Source organism: Paracoccus chinensis (assembly GCF_900102885.1).
Lineage (GTDB): Bacteria > Pseudomonadota > Alphaproteobacteria > Rhodobacterales > Rhodobacteraceae > Paracoccus > Paracoccus chinensis.
Genome location: NZ_FNGE01000002.1, coordinates 303,315 through 327,627, shown reverse-complemented (window position 1 = coordinate 327,627; position 24,313 = coordinate 303,315). Strand labels below are relative to the sequence as shown.

18 protein-coding genes are annotated in these 24,313 nt (G+C 70.5%); 9 read left to right on the top strand and 9 right to left on the bottom strand.

Annotation, left to right across the window (positions count from 1 at the left end):
- Positions 1-8 precede the first annotated feature (8 nt).
- Positions 9-1,367: an ammonium transporter gene (locus BLQ03_RS03435; protein ID WP_217629647.1), complete on the bottom strand. Its 1,359-nt coding sequence runs from the start codon at positions 1,365-1,367 to the stop codon at positions 9-11.
- Positions 1,368-1,692: 325 nt separating this feature from the next.
- Between BLQ03_RS03435 and BLQ03_RS03430 the strand changes: the two genes are divergently transcribed.
- A complete protein-coding gene (locus tag BLQ03_RS03430; RefSeq protein WP_090752816.1) occupies positions 1,693-4,287 on the top strand; it encodes a transglycosylase domain-containing protein in 2,595 nt (864 codons plus the stop codon).
- Positions 4,288-4,341: 54 nt separating this feature from the next.
- Here BLQ03_RS03430 and BLQ03_RS03425 read toward each other — a convergent pair whose 3' ends face one another.
- Both BLQ03_RS03425 and BLQ03_RS03420 read right to left on the bottom strand, forming a co-directional pair.
- Positions 4,342-4,938: an MlaC/ttg2D family ABC transporter substrate-binding protein gene (locus tag BLQ03_RS03425; protein ID WP_090752812.1), complete on the bottom strand. Its 597-nt coding sequence runs from the start codon at positions 4,936-4,938 to the stop codon at positions 4,342-4,344.
- Complete coding sequence (locus BLQ03_RS03420) at positions 4,928-5,662, bottom strand: MlaA family lipoprotein (protein ID WP_090752809.1); 735 nt, start codon at positions 5,660-5,662, stop codon at positions 4,928-4,930. Before BLQ03_RS03420 ends, BLQ03_RS03425 begins: the two co-directional genes overlap by 11 nt.
- A 177-nt stretch (positions 5,663-5,839) precedes the next feature.
- Here BLQ03_RS03420 and BLQ03_RS03415 point away from each other — a divergent pair, with 177 nt between their 5' ends.
- The 4 genes from BLQ03_RS03415 to BLQ03_RS03400 all read left to right on the top strand — a co-directional run bounded on the left by BLQ03_RS03415 (position 5,840) and on the right by BLQ03_RS03400 (position 12,296).
- Positions 5,840-7,576, top strand: a complete 1,737-nt coding sequence (locus BLQ03_RS03415) for a type I secretion system permease/ATPase (RefSeq protein WP_090752806.1) — start codon at positions 5,840-5,842, stop codon at positions 7,574-7,576.
- Positions 7,573-9,009, top strand: a complete 1,437-nt coding sequence (locus tag BLQ03_RS03410) for an HlyD family type I secretion periplasmic adaptor subunit (protein ID WP_281200990.1) — start codon at positions 7,573-7,575, stop codon at positions 9,007-9,009. The genes BLQ03_RS03415 and BLQ03_RS03410 overlap by 4 nt, the downstream gene beginning before the upstream one ends.
- 288 nt (positions 9,010-9,297) lie before the next feature.
- Positions 9,298-10,671, top strand: coding sequence for a Trk system potassium transporter TrkA (gene trkA, locus BLQ03_RS03405; protein WP_090752802.1), 1,374 nt, complete (start codon positions 9,298-9,300; stop codon positions 10,669-10,671).
- Positions 10,671-12,296, top strand: a complete 1,626-nt coding sequence (locus BLQ03_RS03400) for a TrkH family potassium uptake protein (protein ID WP_090752798.1) — start codon at positions 10,671-10,673, stop codon at positions 12,294-12,296. The genes trkA and BLQ03_RS03400 overlap by 1 nt, the downstream gene beginning before the upstream one ends.
- Here BLQ03_RS03400 and BLQ03_RS03395 read toward each other — a convergent pair.
- On the bottom strand, positions 12,293-12,706 hold the full coding sequence (locus BLQ03_RS03395) for a VOC family protein (RefSeq protein ID WP_090752794.1): 414 nt from the start codon (positions 12,704-12,706) through the stop codon (positions 12,293-12,295). The genes BLQ03_RS03400 and BLQ03_RS03395 overlap by 4 nt on opposite strands.
- A 148-nt stretch (positions 12,707-12,854) precedes the next feature.
- Here BLQ03_RS03395 and hfq point away from each other — a divergent pair, with 148 nt between their 5' ends.
- Positions 12,855-13,088, top strand: a complete 234-nt coding sequence (gene hfq, locus BLQ03_RS03390; RefSeq protein ID WP_020949330.1) for an RNA chaperone Hfq — start codon at positions 12,855-12,857, stop codon at positions 13,086-13,088.
- Entirely contained in the window at positions 13,089-14,510 is a 1,422-nt protein-coding gene (gene hflX, locus BLQ03_RS03385; protein ID WP_090752791.1) for a GTPase HflX, read from the top strand.
- Positions 14,511-14,767: 257 nt separating this feature from the next.
- Here the strand turns inward: hflX and ntrX are convergent, their stop codons facing one another.
- The 5 genes from ntrX to dusB all read right to left on the bottom strand — a co-directional run bounded on the left by ntrX (position 14,768) and on the right by dusB (position 22,015).
- Positions 14,768-16,156 (bottom strand): nitrogen assimilation response regulator NtrX, encoded by a 1,389-nt coding sequence (gene ntrX, locus BLQ03_RS03380; protein WP_090752787.1) that lies wholly within the window; start codon positions 16,154-16,156, stop codon positions 14,768-14,770.
- Positions 16,153-18,420 carry a sensor histidine kinase NtrY-like gene (locus BLQ03_RS03375; RefSeq protein ID WP_245688656.1) on the bottom strand — a complete coding sequence of 756 codons (2,268 nt, stop codon included), beginning with the start codon at positions 18,418-18,420 and terminating at the stop codon, positions 16,153-16,155. Before BLQ03_RS03375 ends, ntrX begins: the two co-directional genes overlap by 4 nt.
- 87 nt (positions 18,421-18,507) lie before the next feature.
- Positions 18,508-19,887 carry a response regulator gene (locus tag BLQ03_RS03370; RefSeq protein ID WP_090752783.1) on the bottom strand — a complete coding sequence of 460 codons (1,380 nt, stop codon included), beginning with the start codon at positions 19,885-19,887 and terminating at the stop codon, positions 18,508-18,510.
- Positions 19,869-20,996: a two-component system sensor histidine kinase NtrB gene (locus BLQ03_RS03365; RefSeq protein WP_090752780.1), complete on the bottom strand. Its 1,128-nt coding sequence runs from the start codon at positions 20,994-20,996 to the stop codon at positions 19,869-19,871. Before BLQ03_RS03365 ends, BLQ03_RS03370 begins: the two co-directional genes overlap by 19 nt.
- The gene (dusB, locus tag BLQ03_RS03360) at positions 20,993-22,015 is read right to left on the bottom strand and encodes a tRNA dihydrouridine synthase DusB (RefSeq protein WP_090752776.1); all 1,023 of its coding nucleotides are present in this window, start codon (positions 22,013-22,015) and stop codon (positions 20,993-20,995) included. The genes BLQ03_RS03365 and dusB overlap by 4 nt, the downstream gene beginning before the upstream one ends.
- Before the next feature lie 200 nt (positions 22,016-22,215).
- Between dusB and BLQ03_RS03355 the strand changes: the two genes are divergently transcribed.
- Positions 22,216-23,598 carry an L-serine ammonia-lyase gene (locus BLQ03_RS03355; protein WP_090752773.1) on the top strand — a complete coding sequence of 461 codons (1,383 nt, stop codon included), beginning with the start codon at positions 22,216-22,218 and terminating at the stop codon, positions 23,596-23,598.
- A gap of 110 nt (positions 23,599-23,708) precedes the next feature.
- Positions 23,709-24,263 carry a hypothetical protein gene (locus BLQ03_RS03350; RefSeq protein WP_090752770.1) on the top strand — a complete coding sequence of 185 codons (555 nt, stop codon included), beginning with the start codon at positions 23,709-23,711 and terminating at the stop codon, positions 24,261-24,263.
- The last annotated feature ends 50 nt before the right edge of the window (positions 24,264-24,313 follow it).

Sequence of the window (24,313 nt, the reverse complement as noted above, 5' to 3'; positions counted from 1 at the left end):
CATGGGGCTCAGTTGTAGGCGTTCTCGCCGTGGGTGGTGAGGTCGAGGCCTTGGCGTTCGTCGGTTTCCGACACGCGCAGGCCGATCGTCATGCGGATCAGGTGCGCGGCGACAAAGGACACGACGCCCGACCAGACGATGCAGATGATGACGCCCAGCGTCTGCACCCAGACCTGCGGGCCCATCGCATAGCCGTCCAGCCCCGTGCCGCCCAGCGAGGGCGCCACGAAGACGCCGGTCAGGATGGCGCCGACGATCCCGCCCACGCCGTGGATGCCGAACACGTCGAGGCTGTCGTCGATCCCCATGCGCCGCTTGAGCGAGACCACCACCCAGAGGCAGGCGAGCCCGGCCACGATCCCGATGGCGATCGCCCCCATGGGCCCGACAAAGCCCGCCGCCGGCGTGATGCCGACAAGGCCCGCGATGGCGCCCGAGACGCCGCCCAGCAGCGAGGGATGACCGCGCAGGACCCACTCGCCCCCGGCCCAGGCCAGTGCCGCGGCGGCGGTGGCGACGACCGTGTTGATGAGGGCCAGCGCGGTCAGGCCGTTGGCTTCCAGGTTCGAGCCCGCGTTGAAGCCGAACCAGCCGATCCACAGCAGGCAGCCGCCGATCATGGTCATGGTCAGGTTGTGCGGCGCCATCGGCTCGCGCCCGTAGCCGAGGCGGGGTCCCGCGACCATTGCGGCGACCAGACCCGCCACGCCCGCGTTGATGTGGATGACGGTGCCGCCCGCGAAGTCCAGCGCGCCATGAGCGAACAGGTAGCCGCCGCTCCACCAGACCATGTGGGCCATGGGCAGGTAGGACAGGAAGAACCAGATCACCACGAAGGCGAGGATGGCCGGAAACTTCAGCCGCTCGGCCGTGGCGCCGACGATCAGCGCGGGGGCGATGCAGGCGAAGGCCATCTGGAAGGCGACAAAGGCGAATTCCGGGATCTGGACGCCCGCCGTGAAGGTATCGACCAGCGACTCCGGCGTGACGCCGGCCAGGAAGGCCTTGCCCAGTCCGCCGATGAAGGGGGTCAGCGGACCTGCCGCATCGCCCTCGGCGCCGGTGAAGGCCAGCGAATAGCCGGCGATCACCCAGAGGATCGACATGACTGAGAAGACCGACAGCACCTGCATCAGCACCGACAGGACATTCCGCGACCGGACCAGCCCGCCGTAGAACAGCGCGAGGCCCGGCAGCGTCATCATCATCACCAGCACCGCCGAGATCATCACCCAGGCGGCGTCGCCCTTGTCCATCACGGGCGCTGGGGCCGCCACCGCCTCGGGCGCCTGCGCCAGCGCCGCCCCGGCCGTCAGCGCCAGAAGCGTCCCTGCGGCAAGGGGCAGGGCCATCCTGGCGGCTGCCATCGTCTGACGGCCCGCGGGCCCGTCGCCTGCATGGATCAAGATCTGGCTCATCGGCATGTCCTCGTCGCTTGCCGCGGGCCCTTGCGCCGGCCCGCCCTTCAGCCGGATCACGCGGCAACTGCCCGCCGCGCGTCCAGCAGCAGGCGGATTTCGGCCGGTCTCCGGCGGAAATTGCCCAACCACGCGGCAGAGTTTGCGGAAAATGCGCGATATTCCGGCAGGTCACGTCTGGGTGCGCAGGCCGACGGCGCGTGTTCTCAAGCGGGCCGGGCTGCTATATGTGGGCGGACGAAAAAGGCCGGGAAACGGCCCATTGGATGCAGGCATGAAGAAACCCGAGAAGCCCCGGCGCCTTGCCGCCGACAGGCGCTATGCCGCCCCCTCTGCCGCGGCCCCGCCTTCGGGCGGAGGGCTGCCGCCCCAGCAGGCGCAGCGGCGGGCCAGTGCCGCCCCCCCGCGCAAGCCACGGCGCGGCAACTTCGTCACGCGCGGCGTGACGGGCGCGGTGTCGCTGACCTGGCGCCTCATCTGGGGGTCGTTCTGGCGAACCGGCGCGACCCTGGCGCTGATCCTTGGCCTGACTGTCGCCTATTATTATTCCACCCTGCCCGATCCCCAGGCGCTGTTCGACGGGCGCGCGCGCGGCTCGGTCACGATGCTGGACCGCGACGGCCGCGTCTTCGCCTGGCGGGGCGAGACCTACAACACCGTCAGCGCCGACCGGATCGCCCCCGTCCTGCGCAACGCGGTGGTGGCGACCGAGGACAAGCGCTTCTTCAGCCACCTGGGCATCGACCCGCGCGGCATCGCCAGTGCCGTCAACATCAACATGGCCGAGGGGCGCGGGCCCCTGGAAGGCAACGGCGGGTCCACCATCACCCAGCAGGTGTCCAAGCTTCTGTGCCTGGGCGAGGAATTCGACCCCATCAAGTGGAAGTCCGAGGCCGAATACGAGGCCGACTGCCGCAAGTCCTCGCTGTGGCGCAAGATCAAGGAAGTTCCCTACAGCCTCGCGATGGAGGCCAAGTATTCCAAGGCCGACATCCTCAACATCTACATGAACCGCAGCTACCTGGGCGCGGGCGCCCGCGGCTTCGAGGCCGCCGCCCAGCGCTATTTCGGCAAGTCGGCGGCCGAGGTGAACGCCGCCGAGGCCGCCATGCTGGCCGGGCTGCTGAAGGCGCCGAGCTATTTCTCGCCCACCTCGAACCTCCAGCGATCGCAGGACCGGGCGGCGGTGATCCTGGGGCTGATGCATGACCAGGGCTACCTGGACGACGCGCAATTTGCCGAGGCCAAGGCCAACCCCGCCGTCCTGTCCAGGGCGGCGGCGGCGCGGGCGGGCGGCTATTTCGCGGACTGGGTGATGGAATCGGGGCCGGGCTTCCTGACCTCGGAAACGACCGAGGACGTGACGATCACCACGACCTTCGACCAGACCGTGCAGCGGCAGGCGGAACGCGCGCTCAAGCGGATCTTCGACGAGAAGGTCAAAGAAGGGTCCAAGGCGCAGGCGGCGGTGGTCGTGATGTCGGCCGACGGCGCGGTGCGCGCCATGATCGGCGGGCGCGACACGGCGGGTGCGGGCACCTTCAACCGCGCGACCCAGGCCAAGCGGCAGACCGGTTCGGCCTTCAAGCCCTTCGTCTTCGCAGCGGCGCTGGACCAGGGCTATTCGCCCAACGACACGATCCTGGACGCGCCCATCACGATCCACATCAAGGGCTCGAAGCCCTGGACGCCCAAGAACTACACCCGCCGCCACATGGGCGAGATCACGCTGACCAAGGCGCTGTCGCAGTCGATCAACACCTCGACCATCCGCCTGCAGGAGGCCGTGGGCCGCGACAACGTGCGCCGCGTGGCGCAGGACTTCGGCTTTGCCCATGACATCACCGCCAGCCCCTCGATGGGCCTCGGCGTGGCGGAAACCACGCTGCTGGAAATGACGGGCGCCTATGCGGGCATCCGCAACGGCGGGACGGCCGTGCGCCCCTATGGGCTGGTGGAACTGCGCATCAAGGGCGACGACAAGCCTCTGATCGGGCAGGTCGGCGGCATGGGGCAGCGGGTGATCTCGCCCAAGGCCGCGTCCGAGCTGATCTGGATGATGCAGCAGGTCGTGGAAAACGGCACCGGCGGGCGCGCCAAGCTGCCGGGGCGCGAGGTCGCGGGCAAGACCGGCACGACCTCCTCCTATCGCGACGCCTGGTTCATCGGCTTCACCGAGCAATATGTCACCGGCGTCTGGATGGGCTATGACGACAACACGCCGCTGCAGGGGGTCACGGGGGGCGGGCTGCCCGCCGAGATCTGGCAGGCGGTCATGGCCGAGATCCACGAGGGCCTGCCGCCCCAGCCGCTGGGGGTGATCGCGCCCGACGCGGCGGGCAACATGATCGTCGCCAGCGACATCGTGTCGGCCGATTCGGACGACCCGCTGGCCGCCGCCCTGGCCGAGGCCGTAGCCGCCGCACAGCCCGTGGACGGCCGCGAGACGGACGTGATCCAGCCGGGCGACGCCACGGGGATGCCGATCGATGCACCCGCCATCGTGGCGACCTCGCCTGACGGCGCGGCGGACCCGCTTGCCGCCGCCCTGGCCGAGGCGATGGGCGAAAGCGCCCCCGCGCCCGAGCCCGCGCGCCTTGTGGAACCGGCGCCCTCGGCCCCGCCGCCCGCGCCTGTTCCAGCGCCCGTGCCCGTGCGCTCCGGCCCCATCGGCGCGGACCCCGCCCCTCCTCCGGCGCCGCGCACCGAGGGCTCGACCGTCAGCAGCTCGGGCGAGGACGCGCCCCCTGCCCCCAGCCCCGTCGAGGCCGCGGTGGCCGAGGCCGTGGCCCCGGCCGACCTTCCGGCCGACGATGCCCTGAACGACGCGCTGTCCCAGGCGCTGCAAGGCATCCCCGCCCTGAACTGACGCAAGAGAAAGCCCCGCTCGAAGGCGGGGCTTTTCCATGGCGCGGCGGCGGTCTCAGCCTGCCTGCTGCAGGTCCGCGATCAGGGCGCCCACGTCGCCCTTGCGGCGGGCCAGCATGGCGTTGATCTCCTCGCGCTCGGAGGCCAGCATGTTCACGCCCTCGATGATGAGGTTGAAGAAGCGCGGCTGCCCGGTCTTGTCCGAAATGTGCCATTCGACGCGCATCGGGCTGCGGCCGTTCAGGTAGGCCGTGGAATCCACCGCCCAGAAGGACTTGAGCGGACGCGCCGCCCCGACCTCGATCCGCGAGCCCAGGAATTCCTGGAAACGCCGTCCATACTTGCGCGCGACATAGCCGGTCATCGCCTCGCGGAACTGCCCGAAGCTCGACGGGTCCATCTGCCGCGCCGTGGGCCCCAGCGCCGAGCGCGAGATCGCGTCCACGTCGGCATGGCGCTGGAACACGCCTGCAAAGGCCCCGTACATCTGCGCGGGCGGCCGGCCCGAGTTGATGATGCCCAGAACCTCGTCCACCGCGCGCCGGATCGCGGTTGAGGCCTCGGCCGCCGTCATGGCATGGGCCGGCGTCACCGCCATCACGCCGCCCATGGCGACCAGTCCCAGGAACCCGCGTCGGGTGCTATTCGGCATATGGGTCAATGGCGTCCTCTTCCTGCTTCAGCTCGTAACGGCGGTGCTGGGTGTAAAGCAGCCGCGTCTGGGCGTAACTGTCGGCACTTTCATGCAGGACCGAGTCCACCGTCGAGCCAAATTGCGCCCGCTCACCCGCTTTTGAGACGACGCGCGCCGCCGTGCCCGCAAGCTTCTGTTCATCCGTCAGCACATTGTCCAAGGGATCGATCAGCGCGAAGTCCACGATCTTGCCCGCGAGGTCGCGTTCCGTGGACGGCCCCAGCAGCGGCAGCTCGAGATAGGCGCCCGAGGGCACGCCCCAGACATGCAGCGTCTCGCCGAAGTCCGTGTCGATCTCGGGCAGCGCGAAATCCGAGCCCGCCGGATCGAACAGCCCGCCCAGCCCCAGCGTCGTGTTGACGGCGAAGCGGAAGGTGTTCTTCACCGCGGGCTCGGGGCGGCCCTGCAGCAGGCTGTTGACGACCTTTCCCGGCAGCGACAGGTTCGAGCCGAAGTTCCCCACCATCTGCATCACGCCCGGCGGCTGGCCTTCAACCGGGGGGCGTGACGCGCCGTCGCCTTTGACCATCCGCGCGGCGGGGCGCACGAGGTTCGCGTCCAGCGCCTTGTTGAAGGCGTGGACGCGGCGGTTCATGGGCTCGTAGGGGTCGGCGATCTCGCCCGGGGGCGCAGTGGCGCAGCCGGCAAGACTCAGAGCCAGCACAACCGGAACAAGACGCATCAATCTCTCCTTAACATCCATAGGCGAGTATTGGCCCAAGACCGAACGAAGCTTGCCACCTGCCTGTCCGAATGGTTCGGCTTGGGATAGAGGGCGCGCGGTGCCGCGACAACCTGTGGTCGGCACTGCGGCAGACGGGGCGGCCGATTGCCGCGCATGAACGGAAACAAAGAGCCGATGGCAACAGGACGTCAGGACGGATTCGCCGAGCTTCGGGCCGCGCGCGGGGGCAGTCTGGGGCTGGTCGCCGCGGTGGCCGTGTTCTCGGTCGCGGTGAACCTGCTGAACCTCACGGGGCCGCTGTTCATGATGCAGGTCTACGACCGCGTGCTGGGCAGCGGGTCGGTGCCGACGCTGGCGGCGCTGTTCGGGCTGGTGGCCTTCCTCTTCGCCATGATGGGCCTGATCGACCTCGCCCGCGTCCGCGTGATGTCGCGCGTGGCGATGCGGTTCCAGGACCGGCTGGAATCCCGCGTCTTCCAGGCGGCCTTGGCCGAGGGCGCTGTGACGGGACAGGCCAGCGCAGCGCAGGGCGGGCTGCGCGACCTCGAGGCCGTGCGCCAGCTGATCGGCTCGCCGGTGCTGATGGCGCTGTTCGACCTTCCCTGGGCGCCCGTCTTCCTGGCGGGGCTCTACATCTTCCACCCGGTGCTGGGGGTCGTGGCGACGCTGGGCGCGATCGTGCTGGTCCTCACGACCTGGGCCAACCAGTGGCTGACCCGCCGCCCCCTGCAGGAAGCGATGGTGTCCGGCCAGACCGCCGACCGCGCCGCCGACCTTTACCGCGACGAGGGCGAGCTGATCGGCGCGCTGGGCATGCGGCAGGCGGCCTTTTCCCGCTGGAAGCAGACCCGCGACCGGATGGCCAATGCCACGATGTCGGCCTCGGACCGGGGCTCGGGCTTCTCGATCTTTTCGAAAACCTTCCGGCTGTTTCTGCAATCGGCCCTGCTGGCGGCGGGGGCCTGGCTCGTGCTGCAGCAGGCGGTGACGCCGGGCGCAATGATCGCAAGCTCGATCCTGATGGGGCGGGTGCTGGCGCCGGTGGAGCAGATCGTCGGCGGCTGGTCGGCGGTGCAGCGCGCCCTGGACGGCTGGAACCGGCTGGGAGGGCTGCTGACGCGTCGCCCCCCGCAGGCGCAGCGGACGCCCCTGCCCCGTCCGGCGGCACGGCTGGACGTGACCAACCTGACCGTCGTGCCGCCGGGGCAGACCGTGCCCACGCTGCGCGGCGTCAGCTTCAATCTCGGCCCCGGGCAGGCGCTGGGCGTGATCGGCCCCTCGGGTGCGGGCAAGTCCACGCTGGCCCGCGCGCTGATCGGGGCCTGGGCCCCGGCCAGCGGCTCGATCCGGCTGGATGGCGCGACGCTGGAGCAATACGACCCTGACGTGCTGGGCCGGCTGATCGGCTACCTGCCCCAGCAGGTGACGCTGTTCGACGGTACCATCGCCGAAAACATCGCCCGCCTTTCGCCACGTCCCGACCCGGACGCGGTGGTCCGCGCGGCGACGGCGGCAGCGGCGCACCGGATGATCCTGGACCTGCCGCAGGGCTACGACACGCCCCTGGCGCAGGCGGGCGCGCGGCTTTCGGGCGGGCAGATCCAGCGCGTGGGCCTTGCGCGGGCGCTTTACGACGACCCGGTGCTGTTCGTGCTGGACGAGCCGAACTCGAACCTCGACAACGAGGGGTCCGAGGCGCTGAACCTCGCGATCCGCGCGATCAAGGCGCGCGGCGGCGCGGTCATCATCATGGCCCACCGCCCCGCCGCCATCGCGGAATGCGAGCTGCTGCTGGTGATGGAAGGGGGCATGCGCCGCGCCTTCGGGCCGCGCGACGAGGTGCTGCGCTCGACCGTCCGCAATGCCGAAACGATCACCCGCGCGCGCGGCGCAGGCGGAGGCGTGACATGAACAACCCCACTCCGCAGATGCGCGACCCCGCGCAGATGGGCCTCGCCACCGCGCCCGTCGCAAGGGTGGACGATATCGTCGCCCCGACGCGCCGTGCCGTGCGTCGGCCCGAGCAGCCCCCTCCGCCGCCCCCGGCCGCGGGCAGCCGCTGGTCGGCCCGCAGCGCGCTGCTGCTGGGGCTCGTCGGGATGCTGCTGCTGGTCGGCGGCTTCGGCCTGTGGTCCGTGACGTCGCGCATCGCGGGGGCAGTCGTGGCCGCCGGCCAGGTCGAGGTCGAGCAGCACCGCCAGATCGTTCAGCATCCCGAAGGCGGCGTGGTCGAGGAGATCGCCGTCCGCGAAGGCCAGCCGGTCCAGGCGGGCGACCTGCTGATCCGGCTGGACGGCACCCTGCTGCGCACCGAGCTTGCCATTGTCGAGGGCCAGTATTTCGAGATCCTCGCCCGCCGCGGAAGGCTCGAGGCCGAGCGCGCCGACCGCCCCGCCATCACCTTTCCCGAGGAACTGGTGGAACTCGCGCCCACCCGCCCGGACGTGGCCGACCTGATCGAGGGGCAGACGCGGCTTTTCGAAAGCCGGCTCGACACGCTGCGGCAATCGACCGACCAGCTGGACCAGCAGGCCGAGCAGGTACGCAACCAGATCGAGGGGATCGACGCGCAGATGACCGCGCTGCGCACCCAGCGCGAGCTGATCCAGGAGGAACTGACCGACCAGCAGACCCTGCTGGACCGCGGTCTGGCGCAGGCCTCGCGCGTGCTTGGGCTGGAACGCGAGGCCGCGCGGCTGGACGGCCAGCTGGGCGAGACCCAGGCCATGCGCGCGCAGGGCGAGACGCGCCTGACCGAGATCGACATCACCAAGCTGAAGGAAGCGGCCGAGCGGCGCGAGACCGCTGAAACGGAACTGCGCGACCTTGGCTACCGCGAGCTGGAACTGGCCGAGCGCCGCCGCTCGCTGATCGAGCAGATCTCGCGGCTCGACATCCGGGCGCCGGTCTCGGGCATCGTCCACCAGTTGCAGGTGACGACACCCCGCGCGGTGATCCGGCCCGCCGATCCGGTGCTGTTCCTGGTCCCGCAGGACCGCCCGCTGGTGATCGCGGCGCGAGTTTCTCCCTTGAACATCGACGAGGTGTCGGTGGGGCAGGACGTCACGCTGCGATTCTCGGCCTTCTCCAGCCGCACCACGCCCGAGATCCACGGCACGCTGGCGCGTGTCTCGGCAGATGCCGTCACGGACGAGGCGACGCAGATGCAGTACTATCGCGCCGAGGTCACGATCCCTCCGGCCGAGCGCGAAAAGCTGGGCAACCTGTCCCTGATCCCCGGCATGCCGGTCGAGGTTTATGTCCAGACCGGCGAACGCAGCCCGCTTGCCTATCTGATGAAGCCGCTGACCGACTATTTCGTGCGCGCCTTCCGCGAACAGTAGCAGGCCGCGCCTCCGGTGGGGCCTAGGGAGACGCCTGCCTCCGGCACCCCTGCCCTTGGCAGCAGGATAGGCCCGGGCCGCGTACCCGGCGCAAAGCGCAGGTTCCTTCTCTTTCGGGAAAATATCCCGGGGTCCGGGGCAGCGCCCCGGTCCTTTCCCGTCCCCGGCAGGATACTCTTGCCGCTTCGGGACAGCCTGCGGCGCAGCCCTCGCGCCCAAGCCACCCCATTGCCGTGCGTCCTCCCTCGGCCTAAGGCTGCGAACTGACGTTCACCGCGGGACAGGACCATGCGGATCATCATCTGCGGTGCGGGACAGGTCGGCTGGCAGATCGCCCGTCAGCTTTCGGGCGAAGGCCATGACGTCGCCCTGATCGACCGTGACGAGCGGCTGATCCAGCAGGCCAACGACGCGCTGGACGTACAGGGCATCGTCGGACACGCCAGCCATCCGGAAGTGCTGGACCGCGCCGGCGCGGCGGATTGCGACCTGCTGATCGCCGCCACCGCCAGCGACGAGGTCAACATCGTCGCCTGCGAGATCGCCGCCGCCCTGTTCTCGGTTCCCCGCCGCATCGCGCGGCTGCGCGCGCAGGCCTATATCCGCCCCGAGTACGCCGATCTCTACCAGGCGCAGAACCTGTCCATCGACGTCGTCATCAGCCCGGAACAGGAGGTCGCGGCCGCCGCCCTGTCGCGCCTGGATGCGCCGACCACCTTCGACACCGAGACCTTCATGGACGGGCGCGTCCGCATGCTCGCCATGGCGCTGACGGACAGCTGCCCGATCCTGAACACGCCGCTGCGCCATCTCGACCAGACCTTCTTCGGCCTGCGCGCCGTGGTGGTGGGCCTGCGCCGCGGCGGGCGCTTCTTCGCCCCCGAGCCGAACGACCAGCTGCACGCAGGCGACCGCGCCTATGTCGTGACCCCGCAGGAGGACGTGGCCCGCACGCTGGACATCTTCGGCCTGCCGGGGCGTCCGATCTGCCGCGTGGTCGTGATCGGCTGCGGCAACATCGGCAGCGCCGTCTCGCGCAGCCTGGACCGCGCCCCCGAGGTCACGCTGCGGATCATCGAGGGCGACCTCGGTCGCGCCGAAACCGCCGCCGAGCGGCTGCGCCGCAGCGTGGTGCTGCATGGCGACGGCATGTCCCCCGACCTCATGGCCGAGGCGGGTGTTCCGCAGGCCGACGCGGTGCTGACCCTGACCGCCAACGATCATGTCAACATCCTTGCCGCGATCCGGGCCCGGCAGGCGGGCGCAGGAATGGTGGTCGCGCTGATCAACGACCCCTCGCTGCTGCCCCTGGCCTCAAGCCTCGGGATCGACGCGCAGATCAGCCCGCGTGCCGTGACCGTTTCCTCCATCCTGCGCCACATCCGCCGGGGCCGGGTCCGCGACGTCTATTCGCTGGGCGACGCCGAAGCCGAGCTGATCGAGGCACAGGTCCTGCCCGGCTCGGCCCTTGCGGGCCAGGCGGTGCGCGATCTCAAGCTGCCGCGCGGCGCGCTGATCGCGGCGGTGGAGAAGGCGGGCGCCATCCTCAAGCCCCGCCCCGACACGCGGCTGGAGCCGGGCGACCTTGTGCTGATCTTCGCCCTGTCGGGCGACATCCACGAGGTCGAGCGCCTGCTGCAGGTCTCGGCCGACTGGTTCTGATGGACCGGATCGCCCGCCTGCCCGTGCTGGTGATCGCGGGGCTGGCGATTGCGCTCGCGATGCTGGTCCCGGCCGCCCATGCCGAGGCCGTCGGCGACCACCGCATCGCCGCGACCTTTGCCGCCTCGGCCGTAGGCGCGCTGGTTCTGGGGACGATGCTGGGGCTCGCGACGGCCGCCACACCCGCAGCGGCCCCCTCGCGCGGGGTGCTGAGCACGCTTCTCAGCGTCTATGCCGGGCTGCCACTGCTTTGCGCGGTCCCCTTCGCGGCCGTGATGCGCGACACCGGCCTTTTCAACGCCTGGTGGGAGATGCTGTCCTGCCTGACGACCACGGGCGCCACGCTTTACGCGGCCGAGCGCCTGCCGCCCTCGCTGCACCTGTGGCGCGGCACCGTGGGCTGGCTAGGCGGGCTGTTCATCCTGGTCGCCGCGATCGCGCTGATGGCCCCGGTGAGGGTCGGCGGCTTCGAGATCATGGACCGTTCCACCGGCACGGACGAACGCCTCAACCGGCTGGGCGGCGGAAATGACGTCACCCGCGGCCGCGACCATGCCGCGCACCTGGCAGACCCAGCGCTGCGGCTGATCCGCTGGGGGCTGGCCATCGCGCCCCTTTACGCCGCCGCGACCGGCGCGCTGTGGCTGGGGCTGATGATGACCGGGGATCACGCGCTGAACGCGCTGATCCGCGCAATGGGAACGCTGTCCAGCAGCGGCGTCGGCCTCGACGCCCGCCCGGTCGGCGCAAGCGGCGGAGTGGCGGCCGAGGCGCTGGTCGCGGTCTTCATGCTGGCCGCCCTGACCCGCCGCGCCTGGCCGGGCGGGGGCGAACTGCAGACCACCCGCCGCCTGCGCAACGACCCGGAGTTGCGCGTCGCGGCCGGCCTTCTGGCGCTGGTCACGCTGATGCTGGTGCTGCGGCCCTTCATCGGCGCCTTCGATGCCGACGTGCAGCCGCTCGCCCCGCCCGAGCCCGCCGCCCCCGGCCTGGCCGGCGGGCTGGCCCGCGCCGCCGGCGCCGCCTGGGGCGGCCTGTTCACGGCCTTGTCCTTCCTGACGACGACCGGCTGGACCTCGATGCACTGGGATGGCGCGCGGGCCTGGGCGGGGCTCTCCGCGCCGGGGCTGATGCTCGCGGGGCTGGCCATCATGGGCGGCGGCGTCGCCACCACGGCAGGCGGCGTCAAGCTGCTGCGCGTCTTTGCCCTTGCCCTGCATGCCAAGCGCGAACTCGACAAGATCGTCCACCCCGCCTCGGTCGCGGGTGGAGGGCCAGTGATCCGGCGGCTCAGGGGACCGGGGGCCTACCTGTCCTTCATTTTCTTCATGGTCTTTGCCCTGGCCATCGTGGCGACCATCGCGCTGGTGTCGCTGCGCCCCGTGTCCTTCGAGACGGCGACGATCCTCAGCGTGGCCGCACTGACCAACACCGGGCAACTGGCCGAGGCGATCCCCCTGACCCCCGTCTTCGAGGGCAGCGCCGGGATCGCGGGTGCGCCCTGGCAGGGATGGGCGGGGCTTGCCCCCTTCACCAAGGCGGTGCTGGCCGCCGCGATGGTGGCCGGGCGGCTGGAGATGCTGGCGATCCTCGCCCTGCTGACGCCCGGCGCCTGGAGGCGCTAGCGGGCGAAGATGCCCGCCGTGTCGGCGAAGCCCTTGACCTCGATCGGGTTGCCGGACGGGTCGCGGAAGAACATCGTCCCCTGCTCGCCGGGCTCTCCCTTGAACCGGATATGCGGCTCAAGCTCGAAGCGGGTGCCGGCGGCGCGCAGACGCTCGGCCAACGTGGTCCAGTCCTCCATCCCCAGCACCACGCCCAGATGGGGCATCGGCACCATGTGATCGCCCACCTTGCCGGTGTTGGTGGTGGCGAAGGGCTGGCCCAGGTGCAGGCTGATCTGGTGGCCGAAGAAGTCGAAATCGACCCAGGTGTCGGTGGAACGCCCCTCGGCGCAGCCGAGCGTGCCGCCATAGAAGGCGCGCGCCTTGTCCAGGTCGGTGACGTGATAGGCCAGGTGGAAAACGGACTGCATCGCGGCTCCTTGTCGCAAGTCGGCGGAGAATAGCCGGGCGTGGCGAAAGGGAAACACCTGTGGCGCATTTTTGCCCGCGCCTTGTCACGTTGCGGCGGGTGACCTTAATGTGAACACAACGCTGCAAGAACAAGAAAAGGTGTCCCGCATGGCCGGCGACAAGCAGAACCTTCAGGACGCGTTTCTGAACCATGTCCGCAAGGCCAAGGTCCCGGTCACGATCTTTCTGATCAACGGCGTCAAGCTGCAGGGCGTCATCACCTGGTTCGACAACTTCTGCGTCCTGCTGCGGCGGGACGGACAATCGCAGCTGGTCTACAAGCACGCGATCTCGACGATCATGCCGGGCCAGCCGATCAGCCTGTACGAAGGCGAGGACTGAGTGGCCGAGCCGCAGTCGACCGAAACGCGGCGCACGCCCGCCTTCGTCGTCCACCCGGACCTGGGCACCCGGCGCGACCAGCGCCGCTCGCCCGAGCTTGCGCTGGAGGAAGCAGTGGCGCTGGCGCGCGCCCTGCCCGCGATCGAGGTCGTGGGCAGCATGGTCGCCAAGCTGCGCAACCCCTCGCCGGGGATGCTCTTCTCCTCGGGCAAGCTCGAGGAACTGGGCGAGGCGATCCGCGCGGCGGAAGCCGAGCTGGTCCTGATCGACGGCCCCGTGAGTCCGGTCCAGCAGCGGAACCTGGAAAAGCACTGGGACGTGAAGATCCTGGACCGGACCGGCCTGATCCTTGAGATCTTCGCCGACCGCGCCCGGACGCGCGAGGGCGTGCTGCAGGTTGAACTCGCGGCGCTGTCCTACCAGCGCACCCGGCTGGTGCGCGCATGGACCCACCTCGAACGCCAGCGCGGGGGCTTCGGCTTCGTCGGCGGCCCCGGCGAAACGCAGATCGAGGCCGACCGCCGCGCCATCGACGACCAGATGGTCCGCCTGCGCCGCCAGTTGGAACGGGTCGTCCGCACCCGCACACTTCACCGTGCGGCCCGGGCCAAGGTGCCCTATCCGATCGTCGCGCTGGTGGGCTACACCAACGCGGGCAAGTCCACGCTGTTCAACCGCCTGACCGGGGCCGAGGTGCTGGCCAAGGACATGCTGTTCGCGACGCTGGACCCCACGATGCGGGCGATCCACCTGCCCTCCGCCGATGGCGAAGCGCGGGGCCGCCGGATCATCCTGTCGGACACCGTGGGCTTCATCTCGGACCTGCCGACCGAACTCGTCGCCGCCTTCCGCGCCACGCTGGAGGAGGTGCTGGAGGCCGACCTGATCCTGCATGTCCGCGACATCAGCCACCCGGAAACCGAGGAACAGGCGGGCGACGTCGGCGACATCCTCGACAGCCTGGGCGTGGACGAGGACGTGGCGCTGATCGAGGTCTGGAACAAGATCGACGCCCTGTCGGACGACACCCGCGCCGCCCTGCGCCGCACCGACGCCCGGCGCGCCAATGTTCAGGCCGTCAGCGCCCTGACCGGCGAAGGCCTGCCCGACCTGATCGCCGCCATCGACCAGCGCCTTGCGGAGGTTCTGGACGAACCGCGCGAACCGGGCGTGGTCACGCTGACCCACGCCGAGGGCCGCCGCCGGGCCTGGCTGCATGAGGCCGGCGTGGTGGAACGCGAGGAACAGACCGAGGAGGGCTCGCGCCTCCACGTCCTCTGGACCCATCGCCAGCGCACCGCCTTCGAGGCATTGGACGGCGCCGACCGGCCGGAAGCCGAGGAGGACGACGAGGACGACGACACCTCCGCGCGTCCCTCGCCGGGCGGCTGGGATCCCTTGGCTCGCGACGACCGCGAGTGAGACGGCGTGGGGCGCTGCTTCTGGCTCGCCCCTGCCACGTCCTTCCCGCTGGGAACAGCCTGTAGGGTGCGTGCCTTGCACGCACCCGTGCCACCCGAACGTGACCGTGAAGGACGCACGCTTCGCGCCCATCCTCCTATCCGACGATCCCGCAAAATATCTACAGACAGAAAATCAAGGCGCTCTGGCCATCTTCTGTCCCCAAATATCCCCGCCGGAGGCGCCGGAGCGGTGCAGCCCACGCGGCGCCAGAGGCCCTATTTGGCCATCACCTCGTCCTCGACCCGCATCCCCCCGACGACTCCCAGCGACTTGAGCTTGCGATGCAGGGCGCTGCGCTCCATGCCGACGAACTGCGCGGTGCGGCTGATGTTGCCGCCGAAGCGGTTGATCTGGGCCAGCAGGTATTCCCGTTCGAACAGTTCGCGCGCCTCGCGCAGGGCCAGCGCCGTGATCTGCGGGCCCAAAGCCAGCGCCTCGCCGTTGTCGGGGGTCGCGCCCTGGGGCTCCAGTTCCGCAGGCTGGATCGGACCGCTGCCCTCGCCCAGGATCAGGACACGTTCGATCACGTTGCGCAGCTGGCGGATGTTGCCGGGCCAGCGCATCGCCTGCAGCGCGGCGATGGTCTCGTCCGGCAGGGCGCGCAGCGGCAGGGCCTGGCTTGCGTGGAACTGCTCGATGAAATGGCGGGCAAGCTCAGCGATGTCCTCGCGCCGCTCGCCAAGGCTGGGAACCTGCACCGGCACGACGTTCAGCCGGTCGTAAAGTTCCTGCCGAAAACGGCCGGCGGCGATCTCGCTGCCGAGATCGCGGTTGGTTGAGGAGATCACCCGCAGGTCCACCCGCACCTTGTCGGTGCCGCCCGCGCGCTGGAACTGCTGTTCTGTCAGCACGCGCAGGATCTTGGGCTGGGTGCCCAGCGGCATGTCCGCGACCTCGTCGAAGTAGATCACCCCTCCATGCGCCTGTTCCAGCAGGCCGGGCTCGACCCCGCGTTCGGAGGACTCGCGGCCGAACAGGACCTCCTCCATCCGCTCGGGCTCGATCGTGGCGCAGGGGACGGCGACAAAGGGGGCGTCGGCGCGGGGCGAGTGGGCGTGGATGTAGCGGGCCGCCATCTCCTTGCCCGCGCCGGGCTCGCCCGTCAGCATCACGCGGCCGTTCGACTTGGCGACCTTGTCGAGGTTCTCGCGCAGCCGCCGGAACGAGGCGGAATGCCCCAGCATCTCGGCCGCCGCGACCTCGCGCCGGCGCAGCTGCATGTTCTCGCGCCGCAACCGGCTGGTTTCCATTGCCCGCGTGATCACGACCATCAGCTGGTCGATGTTGAAGGGCTTCTCGATGAAGTCATAGGCGCCCTGCTTGATCGCCGCGACCGCGATCTCGATGTTGCCATGCCCCGAGATGATGACCACCGGCACCGAGGGGTTGTTGCGCTTGACCTGCTTGAGGATGTCGATCCCGTCCATCCGGCTGTCCTTGAGCCAGATGTCCAGGATCATCAGCGCCGGCTCCTCGGCGTTGATGGCGGCCAGCGCCTCGTCGGCATTGGCGGCGGTGCGCGTCTGGAAACCCTCGTCACCGAGGATGTCGGCGATGAGTTCCCGGATATCGCGTTCGTCGTCCACGATCAGAATGTCGCTCATGTGCCTGTCGCCTCTTCGAGTTTATGTTTGCGCGATGGGGCCAGCCGGACGGGCTGGCGTTCGCGGGGCAGTCTGACTTCGGCCATCGCGCCGCGATGGCCGGTGGCGTCGGGGGGCGCGTCGGTCAGGACCAGCGAGCCGCCATGCTCCTCGACGATCTTCTTGACGATGGGCAGGCCCAGCCCCGTGCCGCCGCGTTTCAGCGTGACATAAGGCTCGAACAGCCGGGCGCGGTCCTCGGGCAGGCCCACGCCGTTGTCGCAGATGCGGATCGTGACCGCGTCGGGACGCGCTTCCAGCACGACCTCGGCGCGGGGCATCCAGTCGCCTGCCGGACGGTCGCGCAGGGCTTCGCCCGCGTTCTTCAGCAGGTTGGTGAAGACCTGCCCCATCATGCCGGGGTCGCAGTCCACGATCACCGGCTCGTCGGGGATATGCGCCGCAACGCCGCCCGCGATCGCGTCCTTCTGCAGCACAACCGCCTCGCGCAGCAGGGCGGCGATGTCGGTTTCCGCGCGGTCTGGCTCGGGCATCCTGGCAAAGCGGCTGAACTCGTCCACGATCCGGCGCAGGTCATTGGTCTGGCGGATGATGACGTCGGTGTATTGGGCCAGCGCCTCGCGGTCCTCGTCCGAACCCGCCAGCTTGCCGAACTTGCGCCGGATGCGCTCGGCCGAAAGCTGGATCGGGGTCAGGGGGTTCTTGATCTCATGGGCCACGCGGCGGGCCACGTCACCCCAGGCGGCCATGCGCTGGGCCGTCACCAGTTCGGTCACGTCGTCGAAGGCGATCACATATCCCGCGACGGTCCCGTCCTCGGCCTGCCGCGCGGCCATGCGCACCAGCAGACTTTCGATGCGCCCGTCGCGCTGCAGCCGCACCTCGTCCTGCACGCTGTCCGCAACCGACCCCTGCAGGCGCGCGAACAGCGAGCCAAACTCCGGCACCACGTCCAGCAGCGGCATGTCGTCCGTCGCCGTCGGGTCCAGCCCCAGAAGCCGCAGGGCCGAGCGGTTGACGAAGTCGATCCGCCCGTCATGCCCCAGCCCGATCACCCCCGCCGTGACCGAGGTCAGCACGCTGTCGAAAAGCCGCCGCTGTTCGTCGGTGGCGCGGTAGCTGTCCACCAGCTCGAGCCGCTGCTGCTTGAGCGCCTGGGTCATGCGGTTGAAGCTCTGGCCCAAGGTCTGGATCTCGTCGCCCGTGTCGGGTTCAGGAACCTGCACATCCAGGTTCCCCTCGCCCACCTGTTCCGAGGCCGCCGCCAGCCGCCCGATGGGACGGGCCAGCCGTTCCGCGAACCACAGACCCAGCCAGATCGCCCCCGCCACCAGCAGCAGCGCAAAGCCGAGATACAGCAGCGAGAACTCGAACAGCACCCGGCTGCGGGTGCGTTCAAGCTGCTGGTATTCGCCGACCGTGGCGCGGGTGTCGTCCAGAAGGCCCAGAAGGTCGCCGTCCACGTCGCGGGTAACGTAAAGATAGCGGCCCGGCAAACGCTCCAGCCGGACCAGGGCGCGGAACTCGTTGCTCTGCCAGTCCTCGACCAGCAGCATGCCGTCGGCGTCCACGGCGCGGAACTGCGCCTCGGTCGGCTCTTCGTACCAGAAGCGATAGCTGCGGTCGCCGCGCGCGCGGATCGCGCCGGTCGCGTCGATCACGTAAGCCTCGCGCAGGCCCCGCTGGATCAGCCCCTGCCCCTCGGTCAGCACGGTGCGGACGGTGCCGTCGTCCAGGAAGGGCGCGGCGCGGGCGGCCTCGTCCAGCACGCGGGCGAGAAGCCGGGCGTCCTCGGTCAGGTCGCGGCGGTGTTCGTCCTGATAGGCCTCGGCCGCCGACAGCGAGGTCGCGACCACCTGCTGCACCCGGCCGGAAAACCAGCCTTCAAGGCCGATGTTGACCGTCAGCCCGGCGAACAGCGCGACCAGCACGGTCGGAAACAGCGCCAGCGCGGTGAAGACGCCCACCAGCCGCATGTGCAGGCGCGACCCGGCGGCGGCGGACTTGCGGGCGGTCAGGATTGCGGCCATGCGCGCGCCGACCAGCCCCGTCAGCAGCAGGATGTAGATGAGGTCGGCCAGAAAGACGAGCCGCAGCCCCGTGCTGGCCGTCTGCTGGCTGAGCGGCCCCATGACGACATAGGTCGCAACCGCCAGCACCGGCCCCAGGACGGCCATGAACAGCGTGGCCGCGTTGCGCACGCGCCGCTTCCGGCGCAGACGCGCCAGACGTTCCCAGGGTCGCGCCGCGATTGCGTGTGCCACCTTGACTGCCTCGCCCTCGGTCCGCCGCTGTTGTCGCGGCGTTCTTGTTGCACAGGCGTTACGTGACCCTGTGTCGCTGTGACCGTTTTACATCAGGCGGCGGCGGCGTGTCACCTCGATATTCAGGTCGTTCACTTTCTTGCGAAGCGTGTTCCGGTTGATCTGCAGAAGATCGGCGCAGCGCAGCTGGTTTCCGTTGCACGCGTCCAGCGCGATCTGGATCAGGGGACGCTCAACTTCCCGCAGCACACGGTCGTAAAGGCCCGGCGGGGGAAGCTGGTCGCCATGCAGGTCGAAATAGCGCTGCAGATGCTGCTCGACAGCTTCGGAGAGCGGACGCGAGGGGTCGATGCGCGGCGCCCCCGTGCGGGGGGCGTTGGGCACGGGCAGAGCGGCGGCCACATCCTCGGCCTCGATCCGGGGGCCGGGGGCGGTCAGGGCCAGGCGGCGCAGCAGGTTGTCCAGTTCCCGCAGGTTGCCGGGGAAGGGATAGGTGCGCAGGGCGTCCAGCGCGGCGTCCGACAGGGTGGCCATGCCGCCCTGCCCCGCGGCGCGGTCCAGCATCAGCCGCACCAGCGCCGGCAGATCATCCAGCCGCGACCGCAGCGGCGGCACGGTCAGCACCATCCCGGCCAGCCGATAGTACAGGTCGGGCCTCAGCTGCCCGCTAGCCGAATCTCCCTCAGGGTCGGGCCCGGTCGTCGCCACCAGGCGCGGCGCGCGGGCGCGGTCGGGCCCGCTTTCGGCGGCCTCGATCAGGCTGGCCAGGCGGGCCTGGACCGCAGGCTCCATCCCCGCCGGGTCTTCCAGGATCAGCGTGCCGCCCTGGGCCTGCGCCAGCCGCGGCCCGAGCGTTTCGGGCGTTTCCGAGGCGCCCAGCCGCACCAGCGGCCCGTCGCGGCGGTCGCCCAGGTCGTGCAGCGCCTGCGCCAGCGTGCTGCGGCCGGTCCCCGGCTCTCCGGCCACGATCACGGGCAGGTCGGTGTTGACGATGCGCGCCACGCTGCGGAACAGCCCCTGCATGACGGGCGTATGGCCGATCAGGGACACGCCCTCGGGCACGACCGGCGCAGAGGCGGCGGCAGGCGCGGGCTCGCGGCGGATGCGGCGTTCCAGCCCGGCACGGACGCGGCCCATCAGGTCGGGCAGGTCGAAGGGTTTGGGCAGGTAGTCGAAGACCGCCGCTTCCGTTGCCCGGATCGCCGTCACGATCGAGTTCTGCGCCGAGATCACGATCACCGGCAGATCGGGCCGGGCGCGCGAGATGCCGGGGATCATGTCCAGCCCGTTGCCGTCGGGCATCATCACGTCCGTCACGACCAGGTCGCCCGTTCCGTCCTCGACCCAGCGCATCAGCTGGCCCAGGCTGCCCGTCGCATGGACGCGGCAGCCTGCCCGCGTCAGCGCCTGGGTCAGCACGGTGCGGATGGTGCGGTCGTCGTCCGCGATCAGTACGGTTCCGTCCATGGGGCAGCTCCTTTTCCTGCAAGCGGCAGGGATACGCGAAACAGGGTGCGGCCGGGGCGGCTGTCCGCGCGGATCAGCCCCCCGTGCTCGGTCACGATCTTGCCGACCAGCGCCAGCCCAAGGCCCGTGCCGTTCTCGCGTCCCGACACGAAGGGCTCGAAGATCTGGTCGGCGATGGCCTCGGGGATGCCGGGACCGTTGTCCTCGACCTCGACCTGCAGGGCCAGGGGCGTGCCTTCGGGCCCGCGCACGTCGCGGTCATAGGCGGTGCGCAGCCGGATCAGCGGTGGCCCGCGCGGATCGTCCGGGCCGCGCGGCTCGCGCCCCAAGGCCTCCGAGGCGTTGCGCAGCAGGTTCAGCACGACCTGCATGATGCGCCCCGGATCGACCAGCGCGGGCGGCAGCGAGGGGTCATAGTCCGCGACGATCCGGGGCGCGGTCCCGCCCAGCGCCATGCTGCGGCAGGCGCGGTCGAGGATATCGTGGATGTTCACGGGCCGAAGCTGCGGCAGGGTGGTGTCGCCGAAACGCTCGACCTCCTCCAGCAGGGCCACGATGCGGCGGCTTTCGGCGACGATCAGGTCGGTCAGTTCCCGGTCCTCGGGGCCAAGGCCCTCGGACAGAAGCTGCGCGGCGCCCCGGATGCCCGCCAGCGGGTTCTTGATCTCGTGGGCCAGCATCTCGGCCATGCCGATGGCGCTGCGGGCCGCGCGGCGGGGCGAGGCGTCCACCTCGGCCTCGGGCTCGGGGCGGATCAGGGCGACCACGCCCCCGTCGGGCAAGGGTGCGAGGTCCAGCCCCGCACGGCGAGCGGTCCAGCGGCCCGCACGGTCGCTGATCTCGAAGCGGACGCGGGGGTGCAGGACGGACTCGCCCGCCTGCGCCGCCTGCGCGACCAGCGGCCCGAGTTCGGGTTCGACCCGCAGGCGGGCGATCAGGGCGGGGTCGTCGGCGGACAGGCCGGTCACGCCGCGTTCCGACAGGTTCAGCCACAGCTCGGCGGCCTCGTTCAGCCCGCTCCACCGTCCCTTGGCGTCGAAGGTGGCGACCGGCGCGGGCAGCGCGGCCAGCACGGCGCCGGGATCGGCGGGAAGGAAGGTCCCCGTCATGCGGCCCGCGCCTTTTCGCCCGCACCGGAAAAGACGGCGCGGATCGCGATCAGCGCCGCCTCGGGCGTAGCGGCGGCCATCAGGGCGGCGCGGGCGGCGGCGAGGTCGGGAAGGTCCGCGGCCTCGGCATACCAGCCGAGGTGCTTGCGCGCGACGCGCATCCCCAGCTCGCGGCCGTAATGCGACAGGATGTCGGCGTGGTGGTCCGCTACCGCATCCGCCAGCGCCGCGCCTTGCGGCACCTGCGGGGCGGGCGCGCCGTGGTTGGCGGCGGCGATCTGCGCCAGCCGCCAGGGCGCGCCCTGTGCCCCGCGCCCGACCATCACCGCATCCGCCCCAGACAATTCGCGCGCGCGGGTGGCCGATGCGGCATCCACCACGTCGCCATTGGCGACCAGGGCCAAGTCCGGCACCGCCTCGCGCACCGCGCGGATCGCGGCCCAGTCGGCAGAACCCGTATAGAACTGCGCCCGCGTCCGCCCGTGGACGGCGATCATCCGTATCCCTGCGTCCCGCGCGCGGCAGGCGAGGTCGGGCGCGTTCAGGCAATCGGCGTCCCAGCCGAGCCGCATCTTCAGCGTCACGGGCAGGTCGGGGACGGCGCCCACGACCGCCTCGATCAGGGACAGCGCCCGGTCGGGCTCGCGCATCAGGGCGGCACCCGACAGCCCGCCCGTCACCTTGCGCGCGGGGCAGCCCATGTTGATGTCGATGATCCCCGCGCCCATGTCGGCCACGATCCGCGCAGTTTCCGCCATCGGCCCCGGCTCTCGCCCGGCGATCTGCACGCTGACGGGGACGCCGTTTTCCTCGACCATCGCCTTGGCGCGGACGGCCGCGCGGGTAGACGGGCGCGGCGTCACCATCTCGGTCGAGGCGACCATCTCGCTGACCACCAGCCCCGCCCCGTGCCGCGCCACCGCGCGACGGAACGGCAGGTCGGTGATTCCGGCCATCGGGGCCAGGAAGACCGGAGGGTCCAGCAGCGCGTCGCCAAGGCGGATGGGGTTCGTCGTCATGGGCTCAGTTGACCTTGCAGCCGGGGATCGGAAAGCGGGCAGGCGGCATGACCTCGGGGCAGGAAACAACGGCGCCGGGCAACTGCCTCGCAGGCAGCCGATATGCACAAAATTCAGGCAGATTGCAAATGCGCGAGGGCTGGCGCGCAGGCGGCAGGGCACCTACCTTGCCCCGGGTTTCGCAAGGGGAAGGCGCTGCCATGTTCCTGTCGGTCTTCGATCTCTTCAAGGTGGGCGTCGGGCCGTCCTCGTCGCACACGATGGGGCCGATGGTCGCGGGGGCGCGCTTCCTGGACCTGCTGCGCGCCGCGCCCTTCCGCGCCCAAGGGCTGCGGGCCAGCCTGCACGGCAGCCTCGCCTTCACCGGCAAGGGCCATGCGACCGACCGGGCGACGATCCTGGGCCTTGCGGGCTTCACCCCCGAGACGATGGATCGCGAAGCCGCCGACGCCGCGCTGGAGCAGAACCGCCAGACGCGCCTGCTGCACCCCGAGGGCCTGGGGGACCTGCGCTTCGACCCCGAGCGCGACCTGATCTTCGACTTCGACCGCCCCCTGCCCGGCCATGCCAACGGCATGATCCTGATGGCGACCGACGCGCAGGGCGACGTGATCCTGCGTGAAACCTATTACTCGATCGGCGGTGGCTTCGTGCTGACGGAAGGAGAGCTGGAGGACCGCGCCTCCGACCGGCGCAGCGATGCGGCATCCAGCGTGCCCTATCCCTTCGCCACCGCCGCCCGGATGCTGGAGATGGCGGCGCAGTCGGGCCTGTCCATCGCCCAGATGAAGCTGGCGAATGAACGCGTCTACCGCAGCGACATCCAGATCCGCGACGGGCTGGCCCGCATCTGGCAGGTGATGCGCGACTGCATGGACCGGGGGCTTGCGGCCGAAGGCACGCTGCCGGGGGGACTGAAGGTCCGCCGCCGCGCCGCCGCCATCCACCAGGCGCTGCTGGCCGAACGCGGGCAGAACCTGACCGCGCCCCATGTCATCAACGACTGGATGTCGGCCTATGCGATGGCCGTGAACGAGGAGAACGCGGCCGGCGGGCAGGTGGTCACCGCCCCGACCAACGGGGCTGCGGGCGTGGTGCCCGCCGTGATCCGCTACTGGCTGGACCACGTCCCCGGCGCGTCCGAGCGCGACATCGGCACCTTTCTTCTGACCGCCTCCGCCATCGGCGGGCTGGTCAAGCACAACGCCTCGATCTCGGGGGCCGAGGCCGGTTGCCAGGCCGAGGTCGGGTCCGCCAGCGCCATGGCGGCGGCGGGGCTGGCGGCCGTCCTGGGCGGCACGCCCGAGCAGGTGGAAAACGCGGCCGAGATCGCGCTGGAACATCACCTCGGGATGACCTGCGATCCTGTCGCCGGGCTGGTGCAGGTTCCCTGCATCGAAAGGAACGGCCTGGGCGCGATCAAGGCCGTCAGCGCCGCCAGCCTGTCCCTGCGCGGCGACGGCAAGCATTTCGTGCCGCTGGACGCCGCCATCGAGACCATGCGCCAGACCGGCCGCGACATGAGCGAGAAATACAAGGAAACCTCGCTGGGGGGCCTCGCGGTCAACGTTCCCAACTGCTGACGGCGAATCCGCGCCGCAGGCGGGTCCCCGGCCACCGGGAATGCTTGTCACGAAGGGGCGCGCTGTCTAAGGCTGACAGCAAAAGAACGACCTGGGACAGGAAAAACAACATGACGTTGCGCTTTGCCCTGCTGGCGCTGCCGCTCGCGCTGGCCGGATGCGACAGCCAGGCCATGCAGAACATGCAGAACCTGCGGATGCCCTGGGACAAGCCCGAGCCGGTGGCCGCCGCCCCGGCCACGCCGGCCGTTCCGACCATCCCCGAACCGACCGGCGCCTCGCCGACCGTCCAGCCGCTCGAGATCGAAGGCAAGACCGCCAAGGTCGCCACCGCCGACGCCGAGACCCTGGCCGTCACCGACCTGACCGCCGCGGGCGAGGGCTGGGCCGCCAGCGTCAAGGGCACCACCGCGCGCTTCGAGCCGGCGGGCGGGAAAGCGGCGAACATCACCGTGCGCCGCATCCCCTATTCGGGCGGCCTCGAATATATCGGCGTGCTGGGCGGCCAGCCCTTCGTGCTGCGGGTGAACGCGCAGGATTGCGGCGGCCAGCCGCTGACCGCGACCGTCCGCGCCAGCGGCAGGACCCTGCCGGGCTGCGCCGCCCCGGCCGCAGCTGCGGCCACGCCCGCGGCTCCGGCTTCGACTCGACCGCCCAGGGCATGACAACGGCAGCGGGCGGCGACGCGGCCCGCGCCATGACGACCCGGCGCCGC